Annotated in this window: 22 protein-coding genes and 3 pseudogenes; 12 read left to right on the top strand and 13 right to left on the bottom strand. The window is 36.3% G+C overall.

All coding sequences use genetic code 11. The annotated features are described in order from the left end of the window. Window positions 1–304 precede the first annotated feature (304 nt). Window positions 305–1,006, bottom strand: a pseudogene (locus tag F6K18_RS17305) (glycosyltransferase family 2 protein); the annotation flags it as partial. A gap of 1,199 nt (window positions 1,007–2,205) precedes the next feature. Here F6K18_RS17305 and F6K18_RS17300 point away from each other — a divergent pair. The 4 genes from F6K18_RS17300 to F6K18_RS17285 all read left to right on the top strand — a co-directional run bounded on the left by F6K18_RS17300 (window position 2,206) and on the right by F6K18_RS17285 (window position 8,058). After that, entirely contained in the window at window positions 2,206–3,387 is a 1,182-nt protein-coding gene (locus tag F6K18_RS17300) for a tetratricopeptide repeat protein (RefSeq protein WP_287522474.1), read from the top strand. A gap of 298 nt (window positions 3,388–3,685) precedes the next feature. After that, window positions 3,686–4,081 carry a hypothetical protein gene (locus F6K18_RS17295; protein WP_287522472.1) on the top strand — a complete coding sequence of 132 codons (396 nt, stop codon included), beginning with the start codon at window positions 3,686–3,688 and terminating at the stop codon, window positions 4,079–4,081. 130 nt (window positions 4,082–4,211) lie between these two features. After that, window positions 4,212–7,355 carry an FxSxx-COOH system tetratricopeptide repeat protein gene (gene fxsT, locus F6K18_RS17290; RefSeq protein WP_287522471.1) on the top strand — a complete coding sequence of 1,048 codons (3,144 nt, stop codon included), beginning with the start codon at window positions 4,212–4,214 and terminating at the stop codon, window positions 7,353–7,355. Window positions 7,356–7,479: 124 nt separating this feature from the next. After that, window positions 7,480–8,058 (top strand): Uma2 family endonuclease, encoded by a 579-nt coding sequence (locus F6K18_RS17285; protein ID WP_287522469.1) that lies wholly within the window; start codon window positions 7,480–7,482, stop codon window positions 8,056–8,058. A 299-nt stretch (window positions 8,059–8,357) separates the two neighbouring features. Here the strand turns inward: F6K18_RS17285 and F6K18_RS17280 are convergent, their stop codons facing one another. After that, window positions 8,358–8,900, bottom strand: coding sequence for a Uma2 family endonuclease (locus F6K18_RS17280; protein WP_287522468.1), 543 nt, complete (start codon window positions 8,898–8,900; stop codon window positions 8,358–8,360). A gap of 266 nt (window positions 8,901–9,166) precedes the next feature. Here F6K18_RS17280 and F6K18_RS17275 point away from each other — a divergent pair, with 266 nt between their 5' ends. Next, window positions 9,167–9,754, top strand: a complete 588-nt coding sequence (locus F6K18_RS17275) for a Uma2 family endonuclease (protein WP_287522466.1) — start codon at window positions 9,167–9,169, stop codon at window positions 9,752–9,754. A gap of 108 nt (window positions 9,755–9,862) precedes the next feature. On the opposite strand, the gene F6K18_RS17270 is transcribed toward F6K18_RS17275, so the two are convergent. After that, window positions 9,863–13,105 carry a glycerol-3-phosphate acyltransferase gene (locus F6K18_RS17270; protein ID WP_353735099.1) on the bottom strand — a complete coding sequence of 1,081 codons (3,243 nt, stop codon included), beginning with the start codon at window positions 13,103–13,105 and terminating at the stop codon, window positions 9,863–9,865. A gap of 70 nt (window positions 13,106–13,175) precedes the next feature. Continuing rightward, the gene (locus F6K18_RS17265; RefSeq protein WP_287242593.1) at window positions 13,176–14,618 is read right to left on the bottom strand and encodes a cytochrome P450; all 1,443 of its coding nucleotides are present in this window, start codon (window positions 14,616–14,618) and stop codon (window positions 13,176–13,178) included. 36 nt (window positions 14,619–14,654) lie between these two features. On the opposite strand from F6K18_RS17265, the gene F6K18_RS17260 reads away from it, so the two are divergent. Beyond that, window positions 14,655–14,891 carry a hypothetical protein gene (locus F6K18_RS17260; RefSeq protein WP_287522463.1) on the top strand — a complete coding sequence of 79 codons (237 nt, stop codon included), beginning with the start codon at window positions 14,655–14,657 and terminating at the stop codon, window positions 14,889–14,891. 62 nt (window positions 14,892–14,953) lie between these two features. Next, on the top strand, window positions 14,954–15,226 hold the full coding sequence (locus F6K18_RS17255; RefSeq protein WP_287522461.1) for a hypothetical protein: 273 nt from the start codon (window positions 14,954–14,956) through the stop codon (window positions 15,224–15,226). A 161-nt stretch (window positions 15,227–15,387) separates the two neighbouring features. On the opposite strand, the gene F6K18_RS36680 is transcribed toward F6K18_RS17255, so the two are convergent. After that, window positions 15,388–15,564: an IS1 family transposase gene (locus F6K18_RS36680; protein WP_353735098.1), complete on the bottom strand. Its 177-nt coding sequence runs from the start codon at window positions 15,562–15,564 to the stop codon at window positions 15,388–15,390. A 238-nt stretch (window positions 15,565–15,802) separates the two neighbouring features. Here F6K18_RS36680 and F6K18_RS17250 point away from each other — a divergent pair. Then, window positions 15,803–16,940, top strand: a pseudogene (locus F6K18_RS17250) (RNA-guided endonuclease InsQ/TnpB family protein). Between the two features lie 246 nt (window positions 16,941–17,186). Here F6K18_RS17250 and F6K18_RS17245 read toward each other — a convergent pair. Then, window positions 17,187–17,594: a TerB family tellurite resistance protein gene (locus F6K18_RS17245; RefSeq protein WP_287522459.1), complete on the bottom strand. Its 408-nt coding sequence runs from the start codon at window positions 17,592–17,594 to the stop codon at window positions 17,187–17,189. Window positions 17,595–17,789: 195 nt separating this feature from the next. On the opposite strand from F6K18_RS17245, the gene F6K18_RS36675 reads away from it, so the two are divergent. Then, window positions 17,790–17,996 (top strand): PEP-CTERM sorting domain-containing protein, encoded by a 207-nt coding sequence (locus F6K18_RS36675; protein ID WP_353735103.1) that lies wholly within the window; start codon window positions 17,790–17,792, stop codon window positions 17,994–17,996. Window positions 17,997–18,200: 204 nt separating this feature from the next. Here the strand turns inward: F6K18_RS36675 and F6K18_RS17240 are convergent, their stop codons facing one another. Then, a complete protein-coding gene (locus F6K18_RS17240) occupies window positions 18,201–18,341 on the bottom strand; it encodes a hypothetical protein (RefSeq protein ID WP_287522458.1) in 141 nt (46 codons plus the stop codon). Here F6K18_RS17240 and F6K18_RS17235 point away from each other — a divergent pair. Further along, window positions 18,291–18,551 (top strand): XisI protein, encoded by a 261-nt coding sequence (locus tag F6K18_RS17235; protein WP_353735102.1) that lies wholly within the window; start codon window positions 18,291–18,293, stop codon window positions 18,549–18,551. The two genes, F6K18_RS17240 and F6K18_RS17235, sit on opposite strands and share 51 nt — an antisense overlap. Before the next feature lie 342 nt (window positions 18,552–18,893). Here F6K18_RS17235 and F6K18_RS17230 read toward each other — a convergent pair whose 3' ends face one another. The 4 genes and pseudogenes from F6K18_RS17230 to F6K18_RS17215 all read right to left on the bottom strand — a co-directional run bounded on the left by F6K18_RS17230 (window position 18,894) and on the right by F6K18_RS17215 (window position 22,888). Then, window positions 18,894–19,499, bottom strand: a complete 606-nt coding sequence (locus F6K18_RS17230; RefSeq protein ID WP_287522456.1) for a class II aldolase/adducin family protein — start codon at window positions 19,497–19,499, stop codon at window positions 18,894–18,896. 402 nt (window positions 19,500–19,901) lie between these two features. After that, the gene (locus tag F6K18_RS17225) at window positions 19,902–20,030 is read right to left on the bottom strand and encodes a hypothetical protein (RefSeq protein WP_287300902.1); all 129 of its coding nucleotides are present in this window, start codon (window positions 20,028–20,030) and stop codon (window positions 19,902–19,904) included. 124 nt (window positions 20,031–20,154) lie between these two features. Further along, window positions 20,155–21,438: a hypothetical protein gene (locus tag F6K18_RS17220; protein WP_287522454.1), complete on the bottom strand. Its 1,284-nt coding sequence runs from the start codon at window positions 21,436–21,438 to the stop codon at window positions 20,155–20,157. A gap of 406 nt (window positions 21,439–21,844) precedes the next feature. Then, window positions 21,845–22,888 (bottom strand): annotated as a pseudogene (locus F6K18_RS17215) (DNA cytosine methyltransferase). A 449-nt stretch (window positions 22,889–23,337) separates the two neighbouring features. On the opposite strand from F6K18_RS17215, the gene F6K18_RS17210 reads away from it, so the two are divergent. After that, window positions 23,338–23,811, top strand: coding sequence for a hypothetical protein (locus tag F6K18_RS17210; RefSeq protein WP_287522452.1), 474 nt, complete (start codon window positions 23,338–23,340; stop codon window positions 23,809–23,811). 126 nt (window positions 23,812–23,937) lie between these two features. Then, window positions 23,938–24,123 (top strand): hypothetical protein, encoded by a 186-nt coding sequence (locus F6K18_RS17205; RefSeq protein ID WP_287522450.1) that lies wholly within the window; start codon window positions 23,938–23,940, stop codon window positions 24,121–24,123. A gap of 347 nt (window positions 24,124–24,470) precedes the next feature. Here the strand turns inward: F6K18_RS17205 and F6K18_RS17200 are convergent, their stop codons facing one another. Both F6K18_RS17200 and F6K18_RS17195 read right to left on the bottom strand, forming a co-directional pair. Continuing rightward, window positions 24,471–24,848 (bottom strand): DUF4177 domain-containing protein, encoded by a 378-nt coding sequence (locus F6K18_RS17200; protein ID WP_287522449.1) that lies wholly within the window; start codon window positions 24,846–24,848, stop codon window positions 24,471–24,473. A gap of 393 nt (window positions 24,849–25,241) precedes the next feature. Continuing rightward, entirely contained in the window at window positions 25,242–26,504 is a 1,263-nt protein-coding gene (locus F6K18_RS17195) for a SufS family cysteine desulfurase (protein ID WP_287522448.1), read from the bottom strand. Between the last annotated feature and the right edge of the window lie 349 nt (window positions 26,505–26,853).

Raw genomic sequence — 26,853 nt, 5'->3', positions numbered from 1 at the left:
TTGCTGCCATTAAATCTGCTATTAAACCTAACAACCATAATTGAAATCAGACTAAGATTAAAATTGTTGCTAAAATCAAAGTTGGAACCCTAGTTTTTTCATATCCACTAAACAAGAAAAATAACCAACGGATACCAGAAATTACTCCAAAACTAAATGGTACACTTCCTAAAATTAAGAAAAAACGTAGGGGGTTTTCAAGAATTAATAATTAATAATTAATAATTACCTATACTTTCAAAGGAGAGGATTGACTAAAAGGAAAATTTTTTCTTTTTTATCCTTTCAAGAAAAGGCTTTAAACCTTAATTATTCGGTCAAGTAAAAAAAATATGAGGATAGTAAAGAGCGATCGCAACACATAGGGAGGGGGACTTCTTAACAGTTAGGAAGGTCGTAATACATTATTTGTTCTGATAGGAACTGATATTATTACCATACCTTTTTGCCCTGCTTGAATAATTTTTTCTAGGGTGTAAGTATAGGCATTAAAAACATTAAGTTGCATGGCAGTTTCTCGACTAAAAGCACGAAACCCACTAGGTGCATCAGGAATATTTGTATTACTAGCTATTCTTACTACCCAACTACCTAATTTTTGAAGTAATTTTTTAGTACGAGAAAAGTGTTTAGTTTGGCAAATTGGTCTCTCCCCAACTAAAATTTCTGCCTGACCCCAAATAATAGGTTGAACTAAGTAGGGTATATCATCAGCACAATATTGATTATCAGCATCAGTATTCACAATAATATCTGTTCCTGCTTTTAGACTAGCTTCTAGACCTGCCATAAATGCTTTTGCTAAACCTTGGTTAGTGGGGAAATTCACAATATGGTCTACCCCATGTTCTTTGGCAACTTCAACTGTTCGGTCTTGACTACCATTATTGATGATTAACCATTGGATAATTTCTACTCCTGCTAACTTTCTAGGTAAAGCCGCAAGAGTTACTCCTAAAGACTCTTCTTCGTTGTAACAAGGAATTTGAATAATTAATTTTGTCATTGGACAGATATTTCTCCTAGGGGGTGTCAAAAAAATTTCAAAAAAGCAGAGGGTATTAATACCGTTTCACTAAAGTCAGAAGTCAGAACTCAGAAGTTAGAAGTGATATTTTAGGTACTTAAAACTTCTACTGTACAGTAATTTCAGTCTATTATTTGACTTCATCAGCTACCAACTATTTGTGACATTTTTTAAGTGAATTAGTATAAGGAGGTCTCCTTTCTTTTGCCTGCTTCGAGCAAAGCTGTTCTAAAAGGTTGTTAAGAGCAACTGGCCATTAAATATAGTGTTTTGGAATAGATTATCATCACTTTGTCTCTAAAGTATGAAATACTGTAGCAATAGCAATAAGTTTGATAATATTGGCCAAGTTAAGTATAAGTTAGGCCACTTGGTGCACAAAAGTTATAATTTATAACAGAAGAAATGAAGAAGGCTTTAGTTTTCTGGGAGAGAAGGAAAAATCAGACAACGCCAGATTTTTAAGCTTTTGAGATGTCTTCACCAACTTTTTCTTTGCTATAAAACAAAAATTCATCAACTTTATTAAAATTTTTTGGTTCCAAATTTTAAGTTTTACGGAAACAATTTCTGATCAAAGGAAGTATACATAAATAAGGTTAAATATTGAGATATAAAATTTTCTGGAAAATTGGCTATAGCAAGGAACGAGTTGGTTAGGACTTATGTTGATAATGAACCTTTAGACAGGAAAATCTTTTTCTCACAGTTCCCTGTTCCCTGCTATAATTTTGAACTTATAATTGTATTGTGGGAAATTATTTCTACTTAACCCACCCTACAGTAATCTTTAATCTTTTATTAAACACAACTTAATCAAAAAATGGTACATACAAAATTTTGAATACTCAAATTTCTCTGAAAATGAGCAAATAAAAATGTAGCTCTTTCTCTACAGGAAATCTTTATATACTTGATTATTTGTTGCGTATTTCCTTCAAAGGTATGTTTACAAATTAAATCAGGATGCTACAATAATGATTAATATTTCAATTATTTATAGCAGAAGAAAAAATCTGGCGTTGTCTGAGTTTTAAGCTTTTGATATTTCCGCGCCCTTTCCTGCCACTGCTATAAAAGTTTTTCATCAGGGTAAGCATTTATTTCAAATAGAAAAACAATATGTCTACTAGACACCAAAGTAATTGTGCCTAGAAAAAAGCTCTGAGGAAAAAATCATGAATCAACAAAATATCTCTAGTTATGTTGGTCTCATTCAATCTTTATTAGTTTGCCCTAGTGGTGATGAAAATAAAATTTTGCAAGCTAATCAAAACTTGATAGACCGTAAATTAGTTCAAGTAATGAAACAAATAGCACAAACGAATGACAAAATGGATAACTTGAATGCTCAATGGTTGCAAAATTTGGCGATAATGTTAGAGACTAACTTAGATTATGCTTCCCAACCTGTAGATCGAGAAATATATCGAAATTTCCTCATGCAAATTTTACAAGTAATCTCAGACAATGAAGGAAAACCTGAAGCGGTGTATTCTTTACTAGAATATAATCAAGATAAGCTGAATCAAAATTTCCTAACAGTGCTACGAACTTGGCCTGGGGAAAATTTCCCCAAAATGGAGCCTCAATTAGCACAAAATATTGCTCTAGATATTGTTAATTTGAGTAACCTGATTTTACAGTTTCCTTTTGGCAATCAAAGTAATAACGTAGAAATAGCAATTGCAGGTTATGAAAATGCTCTACAAGTTTTATCCCGTCAACAATTTCCGGTAACTTGGGCAACTATCCAAAATAATTTGGGTACTAGCTACCACAAACGTACTGTCGGAAACTCAGAAGAAAATATCGAATTGGCGATCGCTTGCTATGATCAAGCACTTCAAGTTAGGACTTACTCTACATTACCTGAAGCATGGGCAAGCACTAACAATAATCTTGGTAATGCCTATCAACAACGTAGCATGGGGAAAAGAATAGAAAACTTAGAGAATGCGATTAATTGTTATCAGAAAGCTTTAAAAGTCAGAACTCTAGAAAAGCTACCTCAAGAATGGGCCAGTATTCAAAATAATCTGGGTAGCGCTTACCACGACCGTATTGCAGGAGAGCAACAGGAAAATATTGAACAGGCGATCGCTTGTTATAATTTGGCTCTCAAAGTACGTACTCGCGAACAGTTTCCTACAGACTGGGCAACTACTCAAAATAATCTGGGAAATGCTTATCTCGACAGGATAACAGGAGATAGACAAGATAATCTCGAACAGGCGATCGCTTGTTTTGTTAGAGCGCAAGAAGTATATACTAAGGAAAGTTATCCTCTCTACTGGGAAATTATTTTCAATAATTTAGGTATCGTTTACAATGAACAGAATTTGAGAAAGGTAGGTTGAGCAACAATTAATAATTAATAATTAATAATTAATAATTACTTCTCCTTGAAAAAAAGAGGATTGACGCTTAAGGGAAATTTTGTCTTTTTTCTCCTTTAAAGGAGAGGTTTTAAACCTTAATTATTCGGTAACGCATTATTAATTTAGTTGTTGTTGCGCTGTTGAGGTTTTGAGTGTCTCAGTTGAGGCTTTAAACCTATAAAATATTTCTTTTTACTTTTAACTTCTTGTTGCGTTAAACTTAAATCACAATAGATTTTTTGGAAATAATTAAAATAGTAATTAAGGAGATACAAATATGTCAGAAAATACTGGAGATAAAGTTGTTGATATCAATAAAAATTATGGTGTAGGTATTGGTGTAGGTATCAACAAGGGAGAAATTAAAAGCTTCAAGTCTGCTCATACAATTAATGAATTTCAGCAGCAAGATTTAGCAGAGGCAGCAAAAGATATTCAAGAAATACTAGAGCAACTAGATGAAACTTATCAATCGGATACAACAGCGGGTAGAATGAAAATTGCTACAGAAGTAATTACACAAATTGATAATAATCCAACTAAGGCAAAAAGAATATTTAATGCTATAAAAGCTGGTGGAGTTGCTGCTGTTGAACAATTACTTAATCACCCTGCTAGTAGTTTTATTATTGGAGCGTTGGAAGATTGGCAAAAGAATAAACAAATTAAATAAAATCAGGACTTAGGCAAAAGATGAAATTATAGACCATTTGTAGGGGTTAACGGCCGTTAACCCTTACTATTTTTGGTGGTTATGCGTAAGTCCTAAAAATGCCAAATTCTAAATTAAAAGAGATACAAATATGTCAGAAAATAGTGGAGATAAAAAAGTTGTTGATATCAATAAAAATTATGGTGTAGGTATTGGTGTAGGTGTCAATGAGGGAAAAATTGAAAACTTAAAGATTGCTCATACAATAAATGAAAATAATTATTTTGACACAAAAACAAAAGGACTGCCAAGGAAGGGGGAGCCAGCAAAATTTCCTAATAACCTGAATAAACTACGCACTGGTGCTGTCAAATTTGTCGGTAGAGATGGAGACCTCAAAACATTACATGACCAACTTCAGGAAAAGGAGCGAGTTTCCATCACCGCAGTAGTCACGGGGATGGCAGGAGTAGGCAAGACAGAATTGGCACTCCAGTACGCTCTCTTATCTAAAAGGGAGTTGATTTATCCTGGTGGCATTTGCTGGATAGGGGTTCGGGAAAGGAGTGTTGTAGAACAGTTATTAGATTTTGCCCAGACTCAACTAGGGCTATTTCCCGCAGAAAATTGGGATTTAGAACAGAGGCTTGACTTTTGTTGGGCAAACTGGCAACCTGCGGGAGATGTGCTAATTATTTTGGATGATGTGGATAAGTATGAGGAAATTGCAGGTTATTTACCTCCACAGGAAAAGCGTTTCAAGTTGCTAATTACTACCCGCAGATATTGGTTGTCTGAATCTTTTGAAAATTTGCGTTTGGAAGTATTGGATGAGGGTGCTGCCTTGGAGTTGTTGGCGGCGTTGATTGGTGAGTCTCGCGTGGCAGAGCAAAGAGAGGAGGCTAAACAACTCTGTCAGTGGTTGGGATATTTACCTTTGGGGTTGGAATTGGTGGGACGTTTTCTCAAGAGGCGATCTGGGTGGAAGTTGGCAAGAATGATACGGGAGTTGGAGAAACTAGCTTTAGATTTGCCTGCACTACAGAAACCATCGGGAGAAATGACAGCAAAAAGAGGAGTGGAAGCTGCTTTGGAATTAAGTTGGCAGGAGTTGGATGAGAGAGCTAGGTATTTGGGTTGTTTCTTGAGTATGTTTGCTTTAGCTCCTATTCCTTGGAGTTTGGTGGAACAGTGTTTGTCTGGAGGTGAAAGTCAGGAGGAAGAATTTATAAGCGTTTGGGAGGATGTTAGGGAAGATAGTTTGTTGGATTTAAACTTGATTCAACAGACTGCGGAGGAAACTTTTCAATTACATCAATTAGTACGTCGATATTTCCGAGAAAAGTTGGAGAAGATGGAGGAAGTAGAGGAGTTGAGGTATCAGTTTTGTCGGGGTATGGTGGTGGAAGCAAAAAAAATTCCTCAGACTCCAGTAAAAACAGAGATAGAAGAACTAGCTTTGTCTATTCCTCACTTGGCTGAGACAGCTACTGAGATGGAACAGTGGATTGGGGATGAAGATTTAATCTGGCCGTTCGTCGGCCTTGGCAGATTTTATCAAGGTCAGGGATTATATGAATTAGCAGAGCCTTGGTATCAGCAATGCTTAGATATTACTCGTAGTCGTTTAGGACCTGAGAATCTAGGTGTTGCTGCTAGTCTCAATGAGCTGGCAAATCTCTACTGTTCTCAAGGGCAATACACAGAGGCAAAACCTTTGTATCAACAAGCTTTGGAGATGTTTAAGCAATTGCTAGGCTCTTCACATCCTCATGTTGCCACCAGTATTAACAATCTGGCAAATCTCTACTATTTTCAAGGGCAATATACAGAAGCAGAACCTTTGTATCTAGAAGCGTTGGAGATGTGTAAGCAACTGCTAGGCTCTTCACATCCCGATATTGCCACCACTCTCAACAATCTGGCAAATCTCTACTATTGTCAAGGGCAATATACAAAAGCAGAACCCCTGCATAAAGAAGCATTGAAGATGTACAAGCAACTTTTAGGCTCTTCACACCCTGAGACTGCCACCAATCTCAACAATCTGGCAAATCTCTACAACTCTCAAGGGCGATACACAGAAACAGAACCGTTGTTACTGGAAGCATTGGAGATGAAAAAGCAACTGCTAGGTTCTTCCCATCCTGATATTGCCACGAGTTTGAAGGATATGGCAAGTCTCTACTACTCTCAAGGGCGATATAAAGAAGCAGAACCTTTGTATCTACAAGCATTGGAGATGTATAAGCAACTGCTAGGATATTCACACCCTGAGACTGCCATGAGTCTCAATGGTCTGGCACTACTCTACGAATCCCAAGGACGATATATAGAAGCAGAACCTTTGTATCAACAAGCTTTGGAGATGTGTAAGCAACTGCTAGGATATTCACACCCTGAGACTGCCACCAATCTCAACAATCTGGCAAATCTCTACTACTATCAAGGGCGATACACAGAAGCAGAACCTTTGTATCTACAAGCATTGGAGATGTTTAAGCAACTGCTAGGCTCTTCACATCCTCATGTTGCCATGAGTCTCAACAATTTGGCAAATCTCTACCGCTTCCAAGGGCGATACAAAGAAGCAGAACGTTTGTATTTAGAAGCATTGGAGATGTATAAGCAAGTCTTAGGCTCTTCACATCCTAATATTGCCATGATTCTCAACGATATGGCACTACTCTACTACTACCAAGGGCAATATATAGAAGCAGAACCCTTATTACTGGAAGCATTGGAGATGTATAAGCAAGTCTTAGGCTCTTCACATCCTGATGTTGCTATGAATCTCAACAATCTGGCAAATCTCTACTACTCTCAAGGGCGATACACAGAAGCAGAACCTTTGTATCAACAAGCTTTGGAAATGAGAAAGCGACTCCTAGGAGCAGAACATCCTGATGTTGCTATGAGTCTCAACAATCTGGCAGGACTCTACGATTCCCAAGGGCGATACACAGAATCAGAACCTTTGTATCAACAAGCTTTGGAAATGAAAAAGCGACTTCTAGGAGCAGAACATCCATCTGTTGCTACGATTCTCAACAATCTGGCATATCTCTACTACTCTCAAGGGCGATACACAGAAGCCGAACCTTTGTTTCTAGAAGCATTGAAGATAATAACGCAACTGCTAGGAACAGAACATCCCAATACTCAAACTTTTCAGAAAAACTATCGAGATTTTTTACAGAAAGTTCTCAGGGAAAAAAGACAAGAGGAATTATCTGATAAAATTAGTTTGCTAATAATATCATACATGGAGAAATTCTCTTTAGAGAATAGTTGAATAATGGTAATTTAAAATCAATTTTCTCTGAGGAAAATAGGCGTTCCAATGATTCAGAGGCGATCGCTCTTTCCAACTATAATTATGATATAATATAACAGTAAAAATAGGAGAGTCAAACCCAATGATAGCTAACCAAAATCAATTCTATGTTTCTCCAGAAGACTATTTAGCAGGAGAGCGACAAAGTCCGATTAAACATGAGTATAGACGAGGCCAAATTTATGCAATGGTAGGGGCAAAGAAACCCCACGTTATTATTGCTAGTAATTTAGTCAGATTATTGGGCAATCATCTTCTTGATAATGACTGTATTGTACTTCCTTCCGATATTAAAGTTCGACTTGAAGAAGCTAACTGTTATTATTATCCTGATGTGGCAGTAACTTGTGATGAACGGGATTTAAGTTCAACTGAAGACTTTATTCGTTATCCGTCTTTAATCATAGAAATTTTGTCTCCAAGCACAGCCAACTTTGATAGAGGAGGCAAATTTGTTGATTATCAAACAGCTACAAGTTTACAAGAATATGTATTAGTTAGTCAGTCTCAGATGAGCATAGAATGTTTTCGTAAAAATGAACAAGGAATTTGGATTTCTCAAACTTATAGCAGGGGAGAAAAAGTTAACTTTGCCAGTGTAGATTTTAATTATCAGATTGAATTAATCTATCAAAAAGTTCCTGGTATAGCTAAGGATTAAAATCTTTTGCTAATAGCTAAATTTATCTAAAAATGACGGGATTATTTATCAAGAAAACTTATCTGATGAAAGGAGCTTGTAAATAATATCAGACATGGAAAAATAATCTTTAGAGAATGGTTGAAATTAGGTAATTTCAAATCAATTTTCTTTGAGGGAAATAGGCGATCGCTTTGGCTTTCTCCTCTTCCCACACTCTGCTTTTTTCAGTAAACCCTATTATTGGGTTTCGTTCCTCAACCAAACCTACACTTGATGAACTGATAACTGAAATTGGCGATCGCTAACTTTTCTGACAATTATTCCCCTAAAAACACATCCTCATAAATTAAATCTATAGGACAACTCAAATTAACACTTTTCAACTCAATATTATCCCCTTCCAAATAAGAATAAAACTCCCACACTCCCTTTTCATTCAACCGAAAACATTCAAGCATTATTTCATTAGCACTGACCAAAACATATTCTTTCAAAGTAGAAATGCGACGATAATTTTGAATTTTTTTTCCTCTGTCAAAAGATTCTGTTCCTGGAGATAAAACCTCAATAATTAAACAAGGATATTTAATCACTTTTATTGCCTTTTTATCTCGTTCATCACAACTAACCATTACATCAGGATAAAAAAATGGTCCTTGCTCAGATATTTCCACTTTTGCATCTGCCACTAAGACCTTACAACCTTTCCCGCGCAAATGATTTTTTAATGCTGTTGTCAGATTAGCGACAATCTCACTGTGGGGAATAGTACCCCCAGTCATGGCTATAACTTCACCGTCAATATATTCATATTTAATCGGTTGTTTTTCTTCCCATTCCAAATATTCTTGGGGAGTCATTTCAGTTATCAGTTATCAGTTATCAGTTATCAGTTATCAGTACCTCGTGGAATAAGGAGGCTTGGCATCAGGGGTATTCTCTTTTTTTCTCCTCTTAAAAGGGGAGGCTTTAGACCACAATTTTTCGGTAAGATATTGAGAGTTTTTAATTGCAATCATAATTAATGGATAATGAATAATGAAAACTATCTCTAATTATCAATTTTTTTGATTAAACATAGCTAATATTATATAATATAACAGTCTCAATAGCAAACTAAAACCCAATGATAGCTAACCCAAATCAACTCTATTTTTCTCCAGAAGACTATTTAGCAGGAGAGCGACAAAGTCCGATTAAACATGAGTATAGACGAGGCAAAATTTATGCAAGAGTAGGGGTTTCTTTGCCCCATGTTATTATTGCTGGTAATTTAGGCGCATTATTGGGAAATCATCTTCTGGATAATGACTGTCTTGTACTTCCTTTGAATATTAAAGTTCGACTAGAAGAAGCTAACTGTTATTATTATCCTGATGTGGTAGTAACTTGTGATGAACGGGATTTAAGTTCAAATGAAGACTTTATTCTTTATCCTTCTTTAATCATAGAAATTTTGTCTCCAAGCACAGCTAAATTTGATAGAGGAGGCAAATTTACCGATTATCAAACAGCTACAAGTTTACAAGAATATGTATTAGTTAGTCAGTCTGAGATGAGTATAGAATGTTTTCGGAAAAATGAACAAGGAATTTGGATTTCTCAGACTTATAGTGGGGGAGAAAAAGTTAACTTTGCTAGTTTAGATTTTAATTATCAGATTGAATTAATCTATCAAAAAGTTCCTGGGATAGAAGTAAGAAGGAAGAAGTAACGAAGTAATATTACAGCAGATTCCAGATATATCTGAAGGAAATAGGCGATCGCCCTGCCTTTTCAACTCTTCCCTCCTGACTCCTGACTCCTGACTCCTGACTCCTGATTAAATAAATTCCACCGTTCCCCGATACCCATCAACCCTAACTTTTTGCCCATCCTGTAAACGAGTCATCGCTCCAGAAACATTCATTACTGCTGGAATGCCATACTCCCGCGCAATAATAGCTCCGTGGGATAATTGCCCCCCCACTTCAGCAATAATACCCTTTGCCCTCAACAACAAAGGTGCCCAACCTGCATCCGTATAAGGCACAACTATAATTAGATTTTCCGACTCAGGTAGATTTACTTCTAAACTCCCACAAACCTTGACATAACCTTCCACACAACCAACACTCCCTGGTATCCCTTGTAAAATAGAAACATTTTCCTCAGTATAAATAGTTTCCTGACTTTCTTGGGGTAATACATTCCCATAAACTACCTGGGGAATTTGGCGATCGCGGTCTTTTTCCAACTGTTCCTTTCTTTCACAGATAAGTTGTCCAAGCAGGCGATCGCTAAACATTCCTGCCCGATCAAGGAGGCGATCGCTAAACATCCCCTCCTTCTCAAGGGGGGTTAGGAGGGATTCTTTTGTTGGGTTTCGTTCCTCAACCCAACCTACTGTTAAAATCCATTGCCGAATTTCCTCAAATTCCAAATAAAAAATATCACCCTTTTCTTCAAAAACCTCTAGATTTTCTTGTAAGTCATCATTTTTGACTTTTGACTTTTGACTTTTAACTTCTAAATTTTCTTGTCGCTCATCACTTTTGACTTTTGACTTTTGACTTTTGACTTTTATTTCTATTGCTAAAAACGTCAGTCGTAAATAAGCCAAAAATTTCCCATAAACCTCAGCAATTTTCCCCTTAGTTCTCGCACGTTTTGCACATTGCGCCAGTCGCCACCTCTGCCACAAGTTTAAAGACCTTACCGAAAAACTCTCTTTAAAATTATCTTTTTCCCCCTCACCTTTCCGAGCCATTGCAAATAATAACTCACGGAAATTATCCGGCTTTTCTCCCCAAGTTGCTACAGCAATATCCGTACCAACTTCACTCAAATAACCATAACTTTTCAACCATTGCTGAAACTCCCTTTGTAATTCCTGATTTTGCTCAAACTCTGCCTCTATTTCCCCATCATAATTAGTTGCCATTTTTAACTTAACTGCTAATTTTTGTAATTCTCTAATTGAAACAATTTCCGGTGCAGTATCAGTAGGCAACCATTCCTCAGAAACACGGAAGAGCGATCGCCTAATTGCCAAACCTATAGGACCCAAAATATTATAAAAAGTAATCGGTTTTAACCATGCTTGAATTTGTTCTGCTTGGTCTAATAATTCTGATAAAGACTGAGACGAATTTTGTTTTAAATTATTTTCTAAAATTTGTAGAGTGGGAATAAAAATTTGATAATAGTCCCGTTCAAACTCTCGGTCAACTGCCATTTCTTTTTTAATCAACCGCCATAAACCAGGCAAAGAAGGCAACACTTTTCCTAAAGGCGGTTTTCCCATTTTTTGCCCTCGTAATAAAAACTCTAAACCCTGCTCCGGCAATCCCATCATTCTAAAAATTTCCCCTAACAAAGTAGCATTAAAATAAGCATGGGAACCGAGCAAAGTTGCCGTTTCAGTAAAATCTAATTTTGCTACCTTTTCCCCTAAAACAATAGTAAAAATTTCTCCCCAAACTCCACAAGTCAAAGGACGATTTATCGACCAAGTTAAAGGATGAATTGCCCCAGGAATTACCTCTGCTGCAATAGTTCGCGTCCAAATTGGTCTGAGATTAGTAATGGGGCGACTTTGTAAAATCCAAATTTTTTCACCATCCCAACACCATTCAATATCCTGGGGTAAACCATGAAAAAAGACTTCTATAGCCTCTGCTTGATTTACCAATTCTTGAATAATTTTTTCAGGTAAAATATCCTGATTTTTTACTTGCTCTAAAGATTGATTTTTATCTTTTTCTTTTAGGTTTAATTCGCCGTCGCCTACAGGGTTAAAATTGGTTGAAGTTTGAGTCACAATCCAGTTTTTCCCTTTTCCTTCTTCCTCCCCCCTTTCAAAGGGGGGCAAGGGGGGATGCCTTTTTCCCTCTTCCTTCTTCCCTCTTCCTTCTTCAACAATTTCTAAATGTACCGGACTAAACTGCCCACCCACAACTTTTTCTGCACCTCCTGGCAGAGCTTCAATAATTATTTTTGCACCACCATCTAAAGGATTACGAGTAAACATTACTCCAGCAACTTGACTAATAATATAAGGCTGAATTAATACTGCCATTTCCGCATCAGGAATTTCTCTTTGCCGACGATAAGCAACAGCTTCTGGCAACCAATAAGATTGACGACAAATATTAATTGCTTCTAATAATTCCGTTTGATTTTTCACCGGATAAATAGTTTGATATTGTCCGGCAGCAGAACTATTATCACTATCTTCCCCCACAGCAGAAGAACGAACAATTAGGGGAAAATTAATAGACATTTTATCCAGCTTCGGTAAAGGAGAGTTGATAGTAGGTAATGAAGAATTAACTTCCTTATTCCAATTGCCTCGACTCCCTACTTCAGTTGCAGGTAAAACAAAACCTTTAACAACATTAAAACCAGCTTTTTTCAATTGAGCTAATCTAGCTGCTTTCTCACCACATACTTTGGTATCTAGTTGATTATCGAGAGAAAATATAATTTGTTTCTTTAAAGCCATATCATCACTTTGCCTCAGATTTATTACTACTAATAGAATTGCTAATCCTAATAATGCAAAAACTTCAAAAAAAGATGCGTCCTGGCGAAATAATAATACCCAGAAAAAACTACTGAGACATCCCAGACGAGCTGCCCATTGTCGGATATTTTGATTTTTTTGAGGAAATATTTTTTTTCCTATTACTAATATTAATAATCCTGTAATTCCCGAACCCAATGCCACCATAGGAGAATAAACCAAAACTCCCCAACTAGCATTAGTCACACCCCCACCTTTAGCAATAAAATATCTACCTGCGACTAACAAAATTAATCCTACTAACTGTAAGGTAAAAATCTCTGGAAATAACACTTTTGCTACTAAAACTGGCGCGATACCTCTAACTATTTCTGCTAATACTGCTGTTATTGCCACTGGTTTCGGCGCGTGAGTAAACGCTGCTGCCACACTAACATTACCCGTACCGACTTTTCTGAGGTCGATATTTGCCAGAGTTTTAACTATTAAACCAGTGAGTGGGAGAGCGCCGAGAAAAAAGCAGATACCTAGAAACAATACTGATACTAATATTTGCATATTTATAGCAAAGAATGAGTTGGTATTTGACATAGACTGATGATGAACTTTAGAAATAGAAAAATTTTTCCTACTGTTCCCTGTTCCCTGTTCCCTGTTCCCTATTCCCTGCTATAGATTTAATCTCTATTTGATAATCATCTTTAATTTTCTTCAGGGGAAATTGAACAAACCTTGGTTCTCCCATCAGTTGCCAATCAAACATTTGTAGTAAATGAGATACAAACACTTTGCTAACTAATATTGCCATCTGCGCTCCCAAACAAGCGTGAACACCACCGCCGAAAGGGATAAATTCATACATCTTACCCTCACCACGTTCCGGCAAAAAACGACTCGGATCGAATTTCTCTGGTTGCTGAAAATATTCAGGCATAATATGAGCAATTCTAGGTTCTGCAATCAAAGTCCAACCTTTCCGGTAGAGAACACCATCGAGTACAACAGATTGAGTTAACCGACGACTAGCAGTAGAACTTGGCGGTAAAGTGCGGAGAGTTTCTTTAATGGAAGCTTCCAGAAAAATCATCTGTTTCAAATCTTCTGGTGAAAACTGGCTAAAGTTGTTATTTTCTCCTAATATTTGTACCTGTTCCTGTCGTAATCGTTGTAATATTTGTGGATGCTTGCCAAGTTGATATATTAAGGAAGAGATAAACCCTGAAATTTCGTAATGAGATGCCCACAATTGCAAAAGACATTGATTTTTAATCAAAATATCGCTAAATACTCCATCTGGGTCTTCCTGCTGACTAGCTAACATCATTGACAGGAAATCTTGAGTCGGGTTAATCTTTTCATTTTCCGCTAGTCGCCGTTTGATGACAGCATCCATAAACTCAATCAATTTTACCCGTGCTTTAATTCCACGACCGAATGTTGTGAGAGGAGATTTCCATTTGAGCAATCCATAAAAACCATCAAAGTACGTTTTGTATAAAGCTTTTAATTCCGCTTTAGAGGAAATTGGCAACCCCTCAAAAGTTTTTGGAACGGAGTCATTTAAGCTAATTCCTAACAATAGAGGTGTGAGTATATCAAAACTAATTTTCTCCACTTCTGGATATAGCTGAATTTTTCTATTCGCCCATGTTTTGATGCCTTGAGCAATAATATTATTAATGTGAGTTGCATATCCTTCCAATGTTGCACCAGTCAAACCAGGAGCTAGTGCTGTTTTTCGTTGACGATGTAAGTCAGGACGTTGAAATAGACTGTACTCGCCAAACATCTCCATTGTAGTTGCTGGTAGCGCAATTTCTGTATATTTCTGGTCTCCGTTGAAGGCCATTTTAATTGCTGAGACACTCCCTACAAATACTGTCGTTCCACCAAAAACACTTGTTTTAAATATAGGACCATATTTTTTGAAGTTTTGACGACAGAAGCGATCGGGGTTAGCTATATAATTAAATGTGTCATAAAATTTTGGTTTTCGTGGTGGAATTTTGGCCTCCACAGGTGCTGCTTCTCCATCAGCGATTAACATTAAATCAGTTGTTTGTAAACTCATTGTTTTTATCTACTACAGCAATACATTTGTTTGTAGTTGGGCTTTATATCATGTCCGGTAGCATCGGTATTGTATAGCAAAGGTAGGCAACAGGCAACAGGCAACAGGCAACAGGCAACAGGCAACAGGCAACAGGCAACAGGCAACAGGCAACAGGCAATTGAGCAAGAAAAAAAACTTAAATTTCCTGTAGATATTCACGCTAACTTTTACACAAACGATATCAATGGACATGATATTAGCTGGACTTTCAAAAAAAAATGCAGTCTCTGAGGTGAAAATTATGATATATTATGGTTCTTACCTAAATTTGATAGCTGCTCAAACAAACAACCTTGTCTGCCTTACCGCCATGGTTTCAAAAGTGGTGTCAAAAATTTGATGATGTATTCAAAACCAAAGCTGAAAAAAAAGGATTTCGCCTTGGATTTGGCGGGATTATTAGGAGAAAGTCAAGGCCAAAATATTGCTCAAATTACCGACAATATTATCGGCTCTTTATAGAACCCCTGAGTGTATCTTTGGACGCGGTATGTGCTTTTGGCTTCCGTCCTCAGCCTGAGGAAGTTGTGGAAATTCAGGAACGAGAATGGGGAAAAAGCGGATGAGACCCCGCGTCGCTCAATAGCAAACCTGGTAGCTTCCCTTGCAGGTAGAAAAATACTCTCATCTCCCCATCTCCCCAAATTCCCCTCCACGGTCGGGGTTAGGGGTGGGTCCCCATCTCCCCATCTCCTTCTCTATTTTTAAATAGATCCGTTTAGGGGTTCTATAAGAGCAACATTTGATCAATCATGATTCTTGTTGCTTCATCCATAGATCCTCGGCTAGGATTTTCTACAAACTGTCGCCCAAAATGAGTACAACGGAAACGAGGTTTACCATCGTGGGTATGTCCATATTTAATGATTTTAGTAGACTGGCACTCAGGACAATTGATCTCCACAAACTTAACTTTATTAACCTATTTGAATATATTACCATTACTATGCAGAACTACCTCTGACTTTTGACTTGCGCGTAGCGCTATACTCATTCTATATAGATATTCTTGAGAGCATTGACTTAATCAGAGAATAACGATATAATGCGTTAAGAAGCATATTTTTAGGCAGGTTGCACTCACCCATATATGAAATCCATGATTAACAAAGCTGAAACTTAATAATAAGCAGAAAACTCTGATGGCTCAACACGCAGGTTATAGCAGATGGTGTTATAACTGGGGTTTGAGTTTATGGAATCAGGCATATAAAGATGGTTACAAGCCAAATGCTTCCTGCGGAATGCTGCGCAAACGTAAGCTAAGAGAGGTGTTTACCAATCACACAAAACCACTCTATCCCTGGATGAAAAATCTTTCATCTAAAGTTTATCAATACGCTTTTCCTTCGGAATGCTTCGCAAACAAGGGTTAGGTGAAGCATTTAAAAGATTCTTTTCCTGCGGAATGCTTCCCTACGGGATGCTACGCAAACGCAAACAAGGGTTAGGTAAACATCCAAAGTTTAAGAAGAAAAGTAGGTCTAATTCTTTTCCTTCGGAATGCTACGCAAACACAATTGATAATTCTGGAAAACCAATAGAGTTAAATGGATGGAATCATAAATTACCTTTCATCGGATGGATAAAAACTTATGAACCCATTGAAGCAACAACTAAAAAGATAACTATTAGTAGACACGCAGGTGATTGGTACTTAAGTTTGAGTTATGAATTTACTCAATATCCAACACCAAAAACTACTGAAGTTGTAGGTGTAGATTTAGGCATTAAAACCTTAGCTACATTAAGTGATGGAAAAGTTTTTGCGCATCGTCAAGTCATACCGCCAGTTTGAAGCAAAGCTTTCCCAACTACAATATCTAAACCGGAATAAAGAAATTGGTTCAGCTAATTGGCGTTCTTCACAACTCAAAATTGCCAAGCTACACGCAAAAGTAGCTAACATCCGTAAAGATGCACTTCATAAATTGACAACATACGCAAGCCTTGAACCACGGCACTATTGTCATAGAAAATTTAAACGTTAGTGGAATGTTAGCTAACCATAAGCTAGCTAAATCAATAGCAGACCAAGGCTTTTATGAGTTCAGGCGACAGCTAGAATATAAAACACAGTGGTACGGTTCTGAGTTAGCAATAGTTGATAGGTTTTTTCCATCATCAAAGACTTGTTCTAACTGTGGTCATGTTCAAGATCTGCCCTTAAATGTAAGGACTTATGACTGCCCTGAATGTGGCTTGTCAATAGACAGAGATTTAAACGCCAGTATTAATTTGAGAGATGCGGTTGGTTCGACCGTGAATGCCTGTGGATGAGTAACCGCCGACGGCCTCAGTAGAAGCAGGAAGTAAACATCAATTTGTTACGTTATGTGACGCTTTGTGTCAGTTTTATAGAGCAGCAATCTTGAATGTAATCGCAATATGAAAAAATGATCGATATTATCTGCCGTCAAACTATGAATGCAGTTAGACTAACTCTAAAACACAATTGAGGATTTTGATATACTTACCCATAAGATCGACATATCAAAATCCTCTATAAACAGGTTTAAAGAAGAATTAAACTTCCGTTTCAAATAAAGCAAGTCGCAGTCGCTCGCTCGCTTCTTCCATTTCAGCTAATGACTCAATGCTAATAACCATGCTACGGTCAATTCCCAAAATTTCTGCTGCTTTAGCCACAGCAGCTTTTTCTTTTTCTTGGTAAACTCCATCAGCTCGACTCATCTTAATCGCTTGGTATAACATGGAACGGCGAAAATTAAGAGGAAAATCGTACTTGATACCACTCAACATATCCTCAATGCTAGAATTTTTCCAATCGAATTTGCGTAGCGTTTCAATGTACTCCGTAGAGTCTACGAACAAAAGTTCTTGTTCATCAATATACCACTGGAATTCTTTTTCTGCTAATTCGCCATCTGCTCCAGCGATCCCCATTAATGCACCACCGTAGTTCACTGCCACATCAAAATCAATTGGTGCACTGATCTTATACCGATGTTCGGCATATTTTGTCGGTTGGAGGCTTTTTCCACCACTCATATTTGACTCCTTTTAATCTATAGTTTTGAGCGTCTTTAACTATATTTGATATTGATTCATGTTGTCAAGTTTATATTGTTCGTATAGCAGGGAACAGGAAACAGTCGCAACCGCACCATCAATATATATGAAAATCTATTTTCATACAGTCCCAACAAAATTGGACATATAGGTATAGGTACGAGCTTCGATCCAGGGAGTCAAATCACACCCATAGACAATCCAGAATTACCAGAATCTGTTCCCGAACCCAGTTCAATATTAGGTCTGTTTGTCTTGGGTGGGTTAGGCATTCGTTCTCTTTTATTGCGACATACGCAATAATACGAAATAATACCAAATCCGCCTTAGCAATAAGGTACTTTAAAAAGTTGTAGCTTTTGCTATACATAGGATTTGTGAATAGAAAAAACCTCTTTTTATACCCGGATTTGGTATAATACAAATGTGTTTCAGGTATTGGTTGATAGAAAAGAGCGATCACTCTTTTTGAGAGATCGACCTCCGAGTTAACATCTTGCTTCTTTTTTATTGCGTATATCGCAATAATGCGACATAATACAAATGTACTTCAGGTATTGATCGATAGAAAAGAGCGATCGCCTCAATAACCACAGGATCAGTTACAAGCACAATGGGAATGTTAGGTTTAGTAGCGATCGCAACCATTTTCTGTTAGTCCATGAAGGATGGGAGGATAGTTGCCGTGTATATGGTACTATTGTCCATGCTGAAATCCGCAATGATAAAATTTGGATTCACTACGATGGTATTGAAGATGGTACTACGGATGAACTTGTTGGTGCTGGAGTACCGAAGCATAGAATTGTACTTGCTTTTCATCCTCCAGAGATTCGTCAACATAGTGGGTATGGATAAGTCTTTAGGAGTCAGGAGTCAGGAGTCAGGACTTAGGACTCAGGAGTTATATCATATCATGTCCGTTTGAATAATTAGACTTTGGTGGAAGGAAGGCAGGAGGCAGGAGGCAGGAGGCAGAAGGTTTTCTCAAGAGTGTCACCTTAATTTTATACACGCTCCGATACTACCGGACATGATATTAAATCCGGTAGCATCGGTGTAATTAGATTAAAGAGGGTGGGGAGTAGGGAAGTAGGGCGAGATTAAATTTAGCACCCCAGTTATTGTTAATTATTCTTATGTTTACTTCTCGCTCTCGGACGTTGCATGGAACTTCCCTACTGCCCTACTTCCTCTTTTCTAGAGATGTCCGATCAAAATTAACAAAATATTAGCAACTTCATCTAAATCTTTCCCAAAAGAAATTATCCCATCTTCGTGACCTGCCATTACTAATATTTTTTCTACTCCTAACTTCTCCTCATCAAACAAACGAAATATTTCTTTTGCCATTTGTGGAGTACCATAAGGCACTTCTTGATTAGAAGTAGGAACTTTATACATGAGTTCTTGCCAAAGCTGAGAATTATGAATATGAATAATACCCATAATTTCTGGTTGATAATAATATATAGCAGCATGAGTTAAAGATTCAGAAGAAGCTTTGACAGGTCCGCAACAAGTTAGGCTATTTTCCTCAATATTAAAATCAGTAACTACCGTGTAATATTCTGGTCCTAAAGTTTCTAAATGGGCGGTTTGAGTGCCAGTAATAATAAACTGATTTGAGTTATTTATTCTCTGACTGATATTACCGAAACCAATACCATTTTCATAAACGCCAATTAATCCTAACGAGTACATGAAATCCCGCTTTTTCATTAAATCAGTAATACTATAGCTTGCCACAGGTTCGTCTTTAACCCAATGACATTGATATTTTATTACTCCCTCATCCATAACCATAAATTTAATCGTGAAAAATAACAGTTAATATCATTAATGTAGGTTGGGTTGAATAACAAAACCCAATAGACATCTCCAAAATCAAAAATCAAATCAATTCTTATCCATAAATTATCAATTATTCTTCCCTGTTCCCTATTCTCTATTCCCTATTCCCTATTCCCTCTTTTCTGGAGACGTCTAATAGATAAGACATTAGCAAAACTTAGATTATGTCCGCATAGTTTTTCCTGACTATATATAATAGAGTTGTCGCTAAATAGAGGGAAAAAACCGTTCCAACCTAGACAGAGCAATAATTCCAAGATTTTTTGGTTGCCAATAGCTACAATCCTTACAGAACAAAGTTTTTGGGGATTTTTTAAGTTATAAAGCGACAAGTCTAATATCAAATCTGGTTAATTAGGTATAAAAAAATGTTACATCACAAGCGCCATTGCCAAATCTTTCTTGATCTCCCCACATTCTCCTCCTGGGATTTGATCTCCCCAGATTCGCCTCTTGGGAGGGGTTAGGGGTGGGTCTCCACATTCTTTATCTAATTACACCAATGCTACCGGATTTGATATAATTTCTTTGTATAAGTCCAACTTGGTATTTGTTGGGTTGCGCTCCCGCTTAACCCAACCTACTGTATCATAACTAATTAGATAGCTTAATTTTCCGCAGGAACGAAATTTAATGCTTGACCATTCAACTGAGGAAACTCAATAAACACATCTATAAAGTCACCCGTTGCACCATCAAAACGAACCACACTACCAGTACCAGTGCTACTAGCATAGAGATTACCATCTGGTCCAAAACCTAACCCTCTTGGGGCATCCAATATTGGCACTCCCTCTGCATCTAAACCGGCATCAAGTACATCTAACAACGCTCCTGTCTCAACATCATACACGCGAACACTAGCTACCGAATCATCCTGACCAAAAGGAAATTCACTGCTGACATAGATATTGCCATCCAGACCATTAATCACATCTAGGGGACTTAATTCAGGGTCATTGACAAAATTAGGATTCAATACTTGACCCGTAAGACCATCATATTGAATGACTGTTCCACCGCCACCACCTGTTGCTGGGTCGGCACCATTTCCTAAGTAAAAATTGCCATCGGAACCAAATACAAAACCTCTGGGAAAATCTACTAATTCTGAGGGAATAAACTCATCAATAAAATCTCCAGTTTGACCGTTGAAACGTACAATTGAACCTAGCGATCGCGCCCCTACATAATAATTATTATCTGGTCCAAAAACTGCACCGCCACCATTTAATTCGGGAAATTCTATAAATGTTTCAATGAAGTTTCCTGTAGTGGCATCGAAGCGTAAAACATTGTCATTTCCACCATTAATTAAAACAGTACTAGACCCATCAATTTCTTGTACAATATCCCTGGGGTCGGTTAATTCTCCACCATTAGGAAATTCACCAATTAATCGACCAGTTAAACCATCAAAACGAATTGCTGCATCGTTACCATTATTAGCTGCACTGGTGACAACTACATCAAATATTATGCCGATAAAATTTTGGGAAAATAATCTATTTTCAGCAATACCAAAATTAACGAAATGTTCGATGGCAGTTAATAAGTTTTGTTGAACTGCATCAGCAACACCTGGATTTGTTTGGAGATAAATATCGGTATTAAATTGAGAATTAGGATCGAGATTTTCAAATTGACCGACTTGAATAAAATGTTGAATGGGAGTGATTGAGTTTTGTTGAACTAAGGCAGCAACATCTGGATTATTGGTTAAATAAAAGTTAGTATCAAAAAAAATACTGGGGTCTCGCCCTTCAAATTGACCGAAGCGAATAAAGTGGTCGAAGCCGCTTTGTACGATGCCATTGTTTACTGCTTCTGCAATTTCGGGATTAACATCTAGATAAAGGTTTTCATCAAATAAGTCACTAATTTCTAGCATAAGTCATTTATTTATTCGGGATATTTTAGTTATTAATACACAACTATTTTTATTTGGCAAGTTTTTGTATTTTATTGCTTTTGATTTAGCAATAATTGAATAATTTTTGTGGGATTTTCCTTTGTTTATTTATGACTTGCTTGGAAAAAATCAGCAAATCCTATTTAGATATTTTCATTTTTGCATCTTTCTAGATATTTTCAAATTGATAATCTTGAGTTTATTTAATGATGTGCTTTTAGAGCGGGTATCATTGGGGATAAAAAAAAGAGAATTCCGTATTTTCTTGCCTCCTTATTGCAGAGTTACTGAAGTCCGCAGTTCCTCCGGAGTAGGCTAACTGATAACTGATAACTGAAATGACCTGTTATTGCAGTCGAAGGAAAGGTTAGGACATATTAAAAGCCTAAAATTCAGACAAAGCAATATTTTTTCTTCTTCCTTCTTCCTTCTTCCTTCTTCCTTCTTCCTTCTTCCTTCTGCTATATTTGATAGATATTTTAAAATGTCTAGAAGTAGAGGCAGTTAATGTGGAAGTAACCCCATTAATACCGAAGATAGTATAGCCAAGACGCGCTCCTCCACCCTGGTTATATAATATTTCAACACCGTTGCAATATCTATTAACAATTTTGCTCTGTTTGATTCTTTCAAGAGTTTCAGAAGTAAAATCAAATTGTGTATTTATTTCTAACTCATGTTGCAGAATATCTTTGAGTTTTTTTCTGGGTTTGATATCAAGCATTAAAGGTAAAGATTGACTATAAAATTTATTTTTATACGCAATACCCCAGTGATAATTTTTGCTAGTACCATGAATAATGGGCTGCATAAATGTTTCTATTTCGCTATTTTTATTCCAGGGTAAACTGTCAATATCATTCTCTGTTAAAAATACAGAAAATTTTTCTAAATCGAGTATTTTTTGTGTTGATTTTACTCTAGTACCAAAAATAAAAATTCTGTCTCTATTTTGAGGAATACCAAAATTTATTGGGTTAATAATTCGCCATTAAATAAAATAATCTAATGCAGCTAGAGCATTTAAAATTATTCGGAAATGATACCCCTTTTCCATTGTTAAAATTCTTTTGACATTTTCTAATAAAAAATATTGGGGTTGTTTGGCTTGGATAATTTCAATAATCCGCTCAAAAAGTGTTCCTCTAACTTTATCTCTAATTCCCATTTTTTTGCCAGCTTGACTAAATGGTTGACAGGGAAAACCAGCAGTTAAAATATCATGTTCGGGAATTTTTGATATCTGAATTTTATTAATATCACCTAATACTATTGAGTCATTACCAAAATTACTTTGATAAACCTGACAGCAAAGTTCGTTAATATCATTAGCCCAAATAGTTTCAATATTTGCAGCTTTCATTCCTAAACAAAATCCACCAATTCCAGAAAATAATTCTATAGCTTTGAGTTTGTTAATATTATTCAATTTATATTCTCCTTTTAGTGAAATAGGGAATAGGAAATAGGGAACAGATAACAGGAAAGAGCAAATTATAAAAAGGTTTTTTCCTGCGGGAACCCTCCGCTAACAAGATTGAAAAATGTCTTAACCAATTCTTGTAGTGCTATAACTACTAAGACGGACATAATATAATTTGTGCTGAAAATATTTCCTACGTCCTAAATTTTTAAGTATGACAGCTTGTCTTTTGACATTTTCACTACTTTTACCCATCATAAAAAAAATTAAGGCATTGCTGAATTAAGGTATGAAAATAGATTTATAGGGAATAGGCAACACTTAATTGGGAACAGGGAACAGTTAATATTAACAAGTAATTCAAACAATCCAAAATACAAAATACAAAATTATCAAATCATACCTAGAATCAGCAACACCAAAATTAAAAATCATAAAATAAAGGAAAGAGAAGAATGAAAAAAATATTAAAACTAACATCAGTAATATTTATTTTAACTGTGGGATTAGGAATTGCTAAGACAGTTCATTCTTCTAGTAACGATCTAATTGCTGATGAGTCTCACGGAGGTATGAGTCATAGTCATAAAAAAATAGAAATTCCAGCAGATAAACCAGTTCCTAAAGTTGATTTAGTTGCTTATAAGGATACTATGAAAGGATGGAATTTAGAGTTGAAGCTAACTAATTTTAAGTTTGCCCCAGAAACAGTAAATCAAAGTAGTAACCCTAATGAAGGTCATGCTCATTTATATATCAATGACAAAAAAATTACTAGAATTTATAGCAATTGGTATTATCTAGGAAATTTAGACCCAGGCAACAATAAAATAACTGTTACTCTAAATACCAATAAACACGAAGATTTAGTCAGTAATAGTAAGATGATTATGGATACAGAAATTATTGAAGTGACAGCACAAAAATAGGGTGCATCTCAATGCAAGAATAAAGCCAAAAATTTATCGCTTTTAGGCAACAGTTCATCAGGGAACAGGCAACAGGGAACAGGGAACAGGGAATATATAGGAAAAAAGTATTTTTGCAAATATGAGATGCACCCCAAAAATAGGATTAATTACAGCAGTTATCGAGTTGATGAAGTACAAGGTTTTATTGTTTTAGGGAACAGAGAACACCGGATCTGGAAATATAGCGCTACGCGCATAGGGGAACCACCGGATTGGCAACGTACAATTGGCAACGTACAGAAGTCAGAAATAATCCCTGACAGAGTTTGAGTATTTATCAATGTCCTAACCTATTTGCGTATTGCTATACAGGAATAAATAGTCTTATAACTGTACCTCGCTATCCTCAAAAGTGCTGTAACTTATAAATAATCATCTTGATTATCTTTTCATTTTGGTTATTTTGGGTTTAATACCCTACCGTTAACGAGAGTATTTACAATTAGTTGGAGTTTGAGTCCCCATCCATTTTTTCTTCCTTCCTTCTTCTTTCTTCCTTCTTCCTTCTTCCTTTTCTTTTGGGTTTAATATCCCACGGTCAACGGGAGTATTTACAATTAGTTGGAGTTTGAGTCCCCATCCATTTTTTCTTCCTTCCTTCCTTCTTCCTTCTTCAACTATTTATCTTTTTTAAATATCAGAATATATAATCCTCGCCCACTAGAAGGATTAAAAACAACGTCAGTTTGAGTTAATTCCCATCCATCTTTACCCGCATCGTTTAAAGCTTCTATATAGCGGTCTCTTTCTTCATTACTTTGAGGAAAACCAAATTGATATTCAACCTTATATTCATATTTTCTACCTCTACCTTGACTTAACTTTTCTGAATCGATCGCCTCAATTTTTTGTTCTATTTTAGATGTAGTTTCAGGAATAGAAGTTGCGAAAGTCCTATTAGGTGAAAAAATTAACGCCACCGCTAGAAAAATAATCGCAATATTCAAAACAATTAAGTTAATAACTATCAGTTTATTTAGATTCCAGTCTCTCATATCATGTCCGCTTGAATATTTACACTTTAGTAGAAGGAAGGCAGAAAGCAGAAGGGTTTCTTACAATTATGATTTAATTCTATATTCACTTTTGTAAGTTGGGTTGAGGAACAAAATTCAACACATAGGACATTAGCAGAACTTACATTATTTCTGCTTAAACAAAGAAATATAATCAACTATGCTCCGGTCATAATATTTCGCATTTTTAACTTCTAAAAGCTATCCATAACCATAAATTTAAGAGTGAAAAATAACTGTTCATGTAGGTTTGGTTTAGGTATTTGTTGGGTTGCGCTTCCGCTTAACCCAAGCTACTGTATCTTTCTCCTTTTCCTCCTCTTACTTCTTTCTTTCCTCCTGACTTCTGACTCCTGACTCCTGACTCCTCTGTTATCCCATAATATTGCTAAAAAACTCTATTGTTTCTTTCAAAGCAACAATAAAAGCATCAATATCATCACGAGTATTATAAAAAGATAAACTTGCTCTAGCTGTGGATGAAATATTCAAATATTTATGTAAAGGTTGGGCGCAATGATGACCGGAACGAATTGCTACACCTGCTTCATCTAACATTGTTGATAGATCGTTGGGATGAAGACTTTCTACGGTAAAAGATACTAATGCTGCCCTACTTTCACCTTTCTCATTTGGTTGAGGCCCATAAATAGTAACTTCCGGAATTTGATTCAATCTTTCAAATAAATAAGTAGTTAATTCTGCTTCATAATTATGGATTTTTTCCATACCTATATTTGTCAGATAATCTACTGCTGCACCAAGGGCGATCGCTTCTCCAATAGCTGGTGTTCCTGCTTCAAATTTATGGGGTAATTCTGCATAGGTGGAATGGTCAAAAAATACTTCGGAAATCATTTCACCTCCTCCTAAAAATGGAGGCATTTCCTCTAATAATTCTAATTTTCCATAGAGAAAACCGATACCAGTAGGGGCACACATTTTATGACCGGAAGCTACTAACCAATCACAATCTATTTCCCGTACATCTACTGTGATATGAGGAACACTTTGGCAAGCATCTATTAATACTTTAGCTCCATATTGATGAGCGACCGCGCAGATTTTTTGCACTGGATTTTGACAGCCTAAAACATTAGAAATATGGGCAACTGCTACTAATTTTGTTTTATCTGAAACTAGAGTTTTATATTGTTCAAAATCAAATTCTCCGGTCTTGGTTAGCTCTACGAATTTTAAAACTGCTCCAGTTTTTTGAGCAACCATTTGCCAGGGAACAAAATTACTATGATGTTCCATAACTGAGACAATAATTTCATCTCCTGCTTTGAGATTATTTAAACCCCAAGAATAGGCGACTAAATTAATTGCTTCACTAGCATTTCGAGTATAAACAATTTCATTCCGAGATGCTGCATTTACAAAAGAAGCTACTTTATCTCTTGCTCCTTCATAAGCATCTGTTGCTTTTGAGCTTAAGGTATGAATACCACGATGCACATTAGAATTATATTTCAGGTAATATTCTTGCCAAATATTAATAACTGCTAGGGGTTTTTGGGAAGTAGCAGCATTATCTAAATAAACCAGTGGTTTACCATTTATTTCCTGATTTAAAATCGGAAATTCTTCCCGTACTTTTTCACCTAATGTTTTTTCTTGAATAATAGTCATTTTTCTTTGAAGTAAGATTTTGTTTTTGACTGATTTTAAATCTGTTTACTTGAAGTAGTAAGAAGGTTGAAATTAGGACTTTTGTCTTCAGGGTTAACAAATTTCAAGTTTATTTCCTGATGTTTCTCATCTATTAGATGAGATGTTGACTAAAAATACTCCTGGCTATTTTCCAAGATTATCTTTTTCCATGACATAAGTCTAAATCAACTTTTACAGCAGTTTTAGAGTTGATGAAGTACAAAGTTTTACGAATTTCGGGAATAGGGAATAGAGATTAGTATTAAACTCTACCTCACCCTTCCTCAAAAGTTCTGTAAACCTACCTTCTTCCTCCTACTTTCTTCCT

The organism is Okeania sp. SIO2C2 (genome assembly GCF_010692625.1).
GTDB lineage: Bacteria > Cyanobacteriota > Cyanobacteriia > Cyanobacteriales > Microcoleaceae > Okeania > Okeania hirsuta.
Note: the sequence above shows the minus strand (reverse complement) of the source record. Positions and strands in the feature narration are given on the sequence as shown.

Bases quoted from the DNA above. Each gene is read 5' to 3' on its own strand.
- F6K18_RS17295 (WP_287522472.1), top strand. From the start codon at position 3,686: ATGTCAGAAAATACTGGAGATAAAGTTGTTGATATCAATAAAAATTAT.
- F6K18_RS17210 (WP_287522452.1), top strand. From the start codon at position 23,338: ATGAAAAAAATATTAAAACTAACATCAGTAATATTTATTTTAACTGTG.
- F6K18_RS17230 (WP_287522456.1), bottom strand. From the start codon at position 19,499: ATGGTTATGGATGAGGGAGTAATAAAATATCAATGTCATTGGGTTAAA.
- F6K18_RS17195 (WP_287522448.1), bottom strand. From the start codon at position 26,504: ATGACTATTATTCAAGAAAAAACATTAGGTGAAAAAGTACGGGAAGAA.
- F6K18_RS17220 (WP_287522454.1), bottom strand. From the start codon at position 21,438: ATGCTAGAAATTAGTGACTTATTTGATGAAAACCTTTATCTAGATGTT.
- F6K18_RS17300 (WP_287522474.1), top strand. From the start codon at position 2,206: ATGAATCAACAAAATATCTCTAGTTATGTTGGTCTCATTCAATCTTTA.
- F6K18_RS17270 (WP_353735099.1), bottom strand. From the start codon at position 13,105: ATGCAAATATTAGTATCAGTATTGTTTCTAGGTATCTGCTTTTTTCTC.
- F6K18_RS17275 (WP_287522466.1), top strand. From the start codon at position 9,167: ATGATAGCTAACCCAAATCAACTCTATTTTTCTCCAGAAGACTATTTA.
- F6K18_RS17265 (WP_287242593.1), bottom strand. From the start codon at position 14,618: ATGAGTTTACAAACAACTGATTTAATGTTAATCGCTGATGGAGAAGCA.
- F6K18_RS17200 (WP_287522449.1), bottom strand. From the start codon at position 24,848: ATGAGAGACTGGAATCTAAATAAACTGATAGTTATTAACTTAATTGTT.
- F6K18_RS17285 (WP_287522469.1), top strand. From the start codon at position 7,480: ATGATAGCTAACCAAAATCAATTCTATGTTTCTCCAGAAGACTATTTA.
- F6K18_RS17225 (WP_287300902.1), bottom strand. From the start codon at position 20,030: ATGTGGAGACCCACCCCTAACCCCTCCCAAGAGGCGAATCTGGGGAGA.
- F6K18_RS17205 (WP_287522450.1), top strand. From the start codon at position 23,938: ATGCACCCCAAAAATAGGATTAATTACAGCAGTTATCGAGTTGATGAA.
- fxsT (WP_287522471.1), top strand. From the start codon at position 4,212: ATGTCAGAAAATAGTGGAGATAAAAAAGTTGTTGATATCAATAAAAAT.
- F6K18_RS17280 (WP_287522468.1), bottom strand. From the start codon at position 8,900: ATGACTCCCCAAGAATATTTGGAATGGGAAGAAAAACAACCGATTAAA.
- F6K18_RS17240 (WP_287522458.1), bottom strand. From the start codon at position 18,341: ATGGTTGCGATCGCTACTAAACCTAACATTCCCATTGTGCTTGTAACT.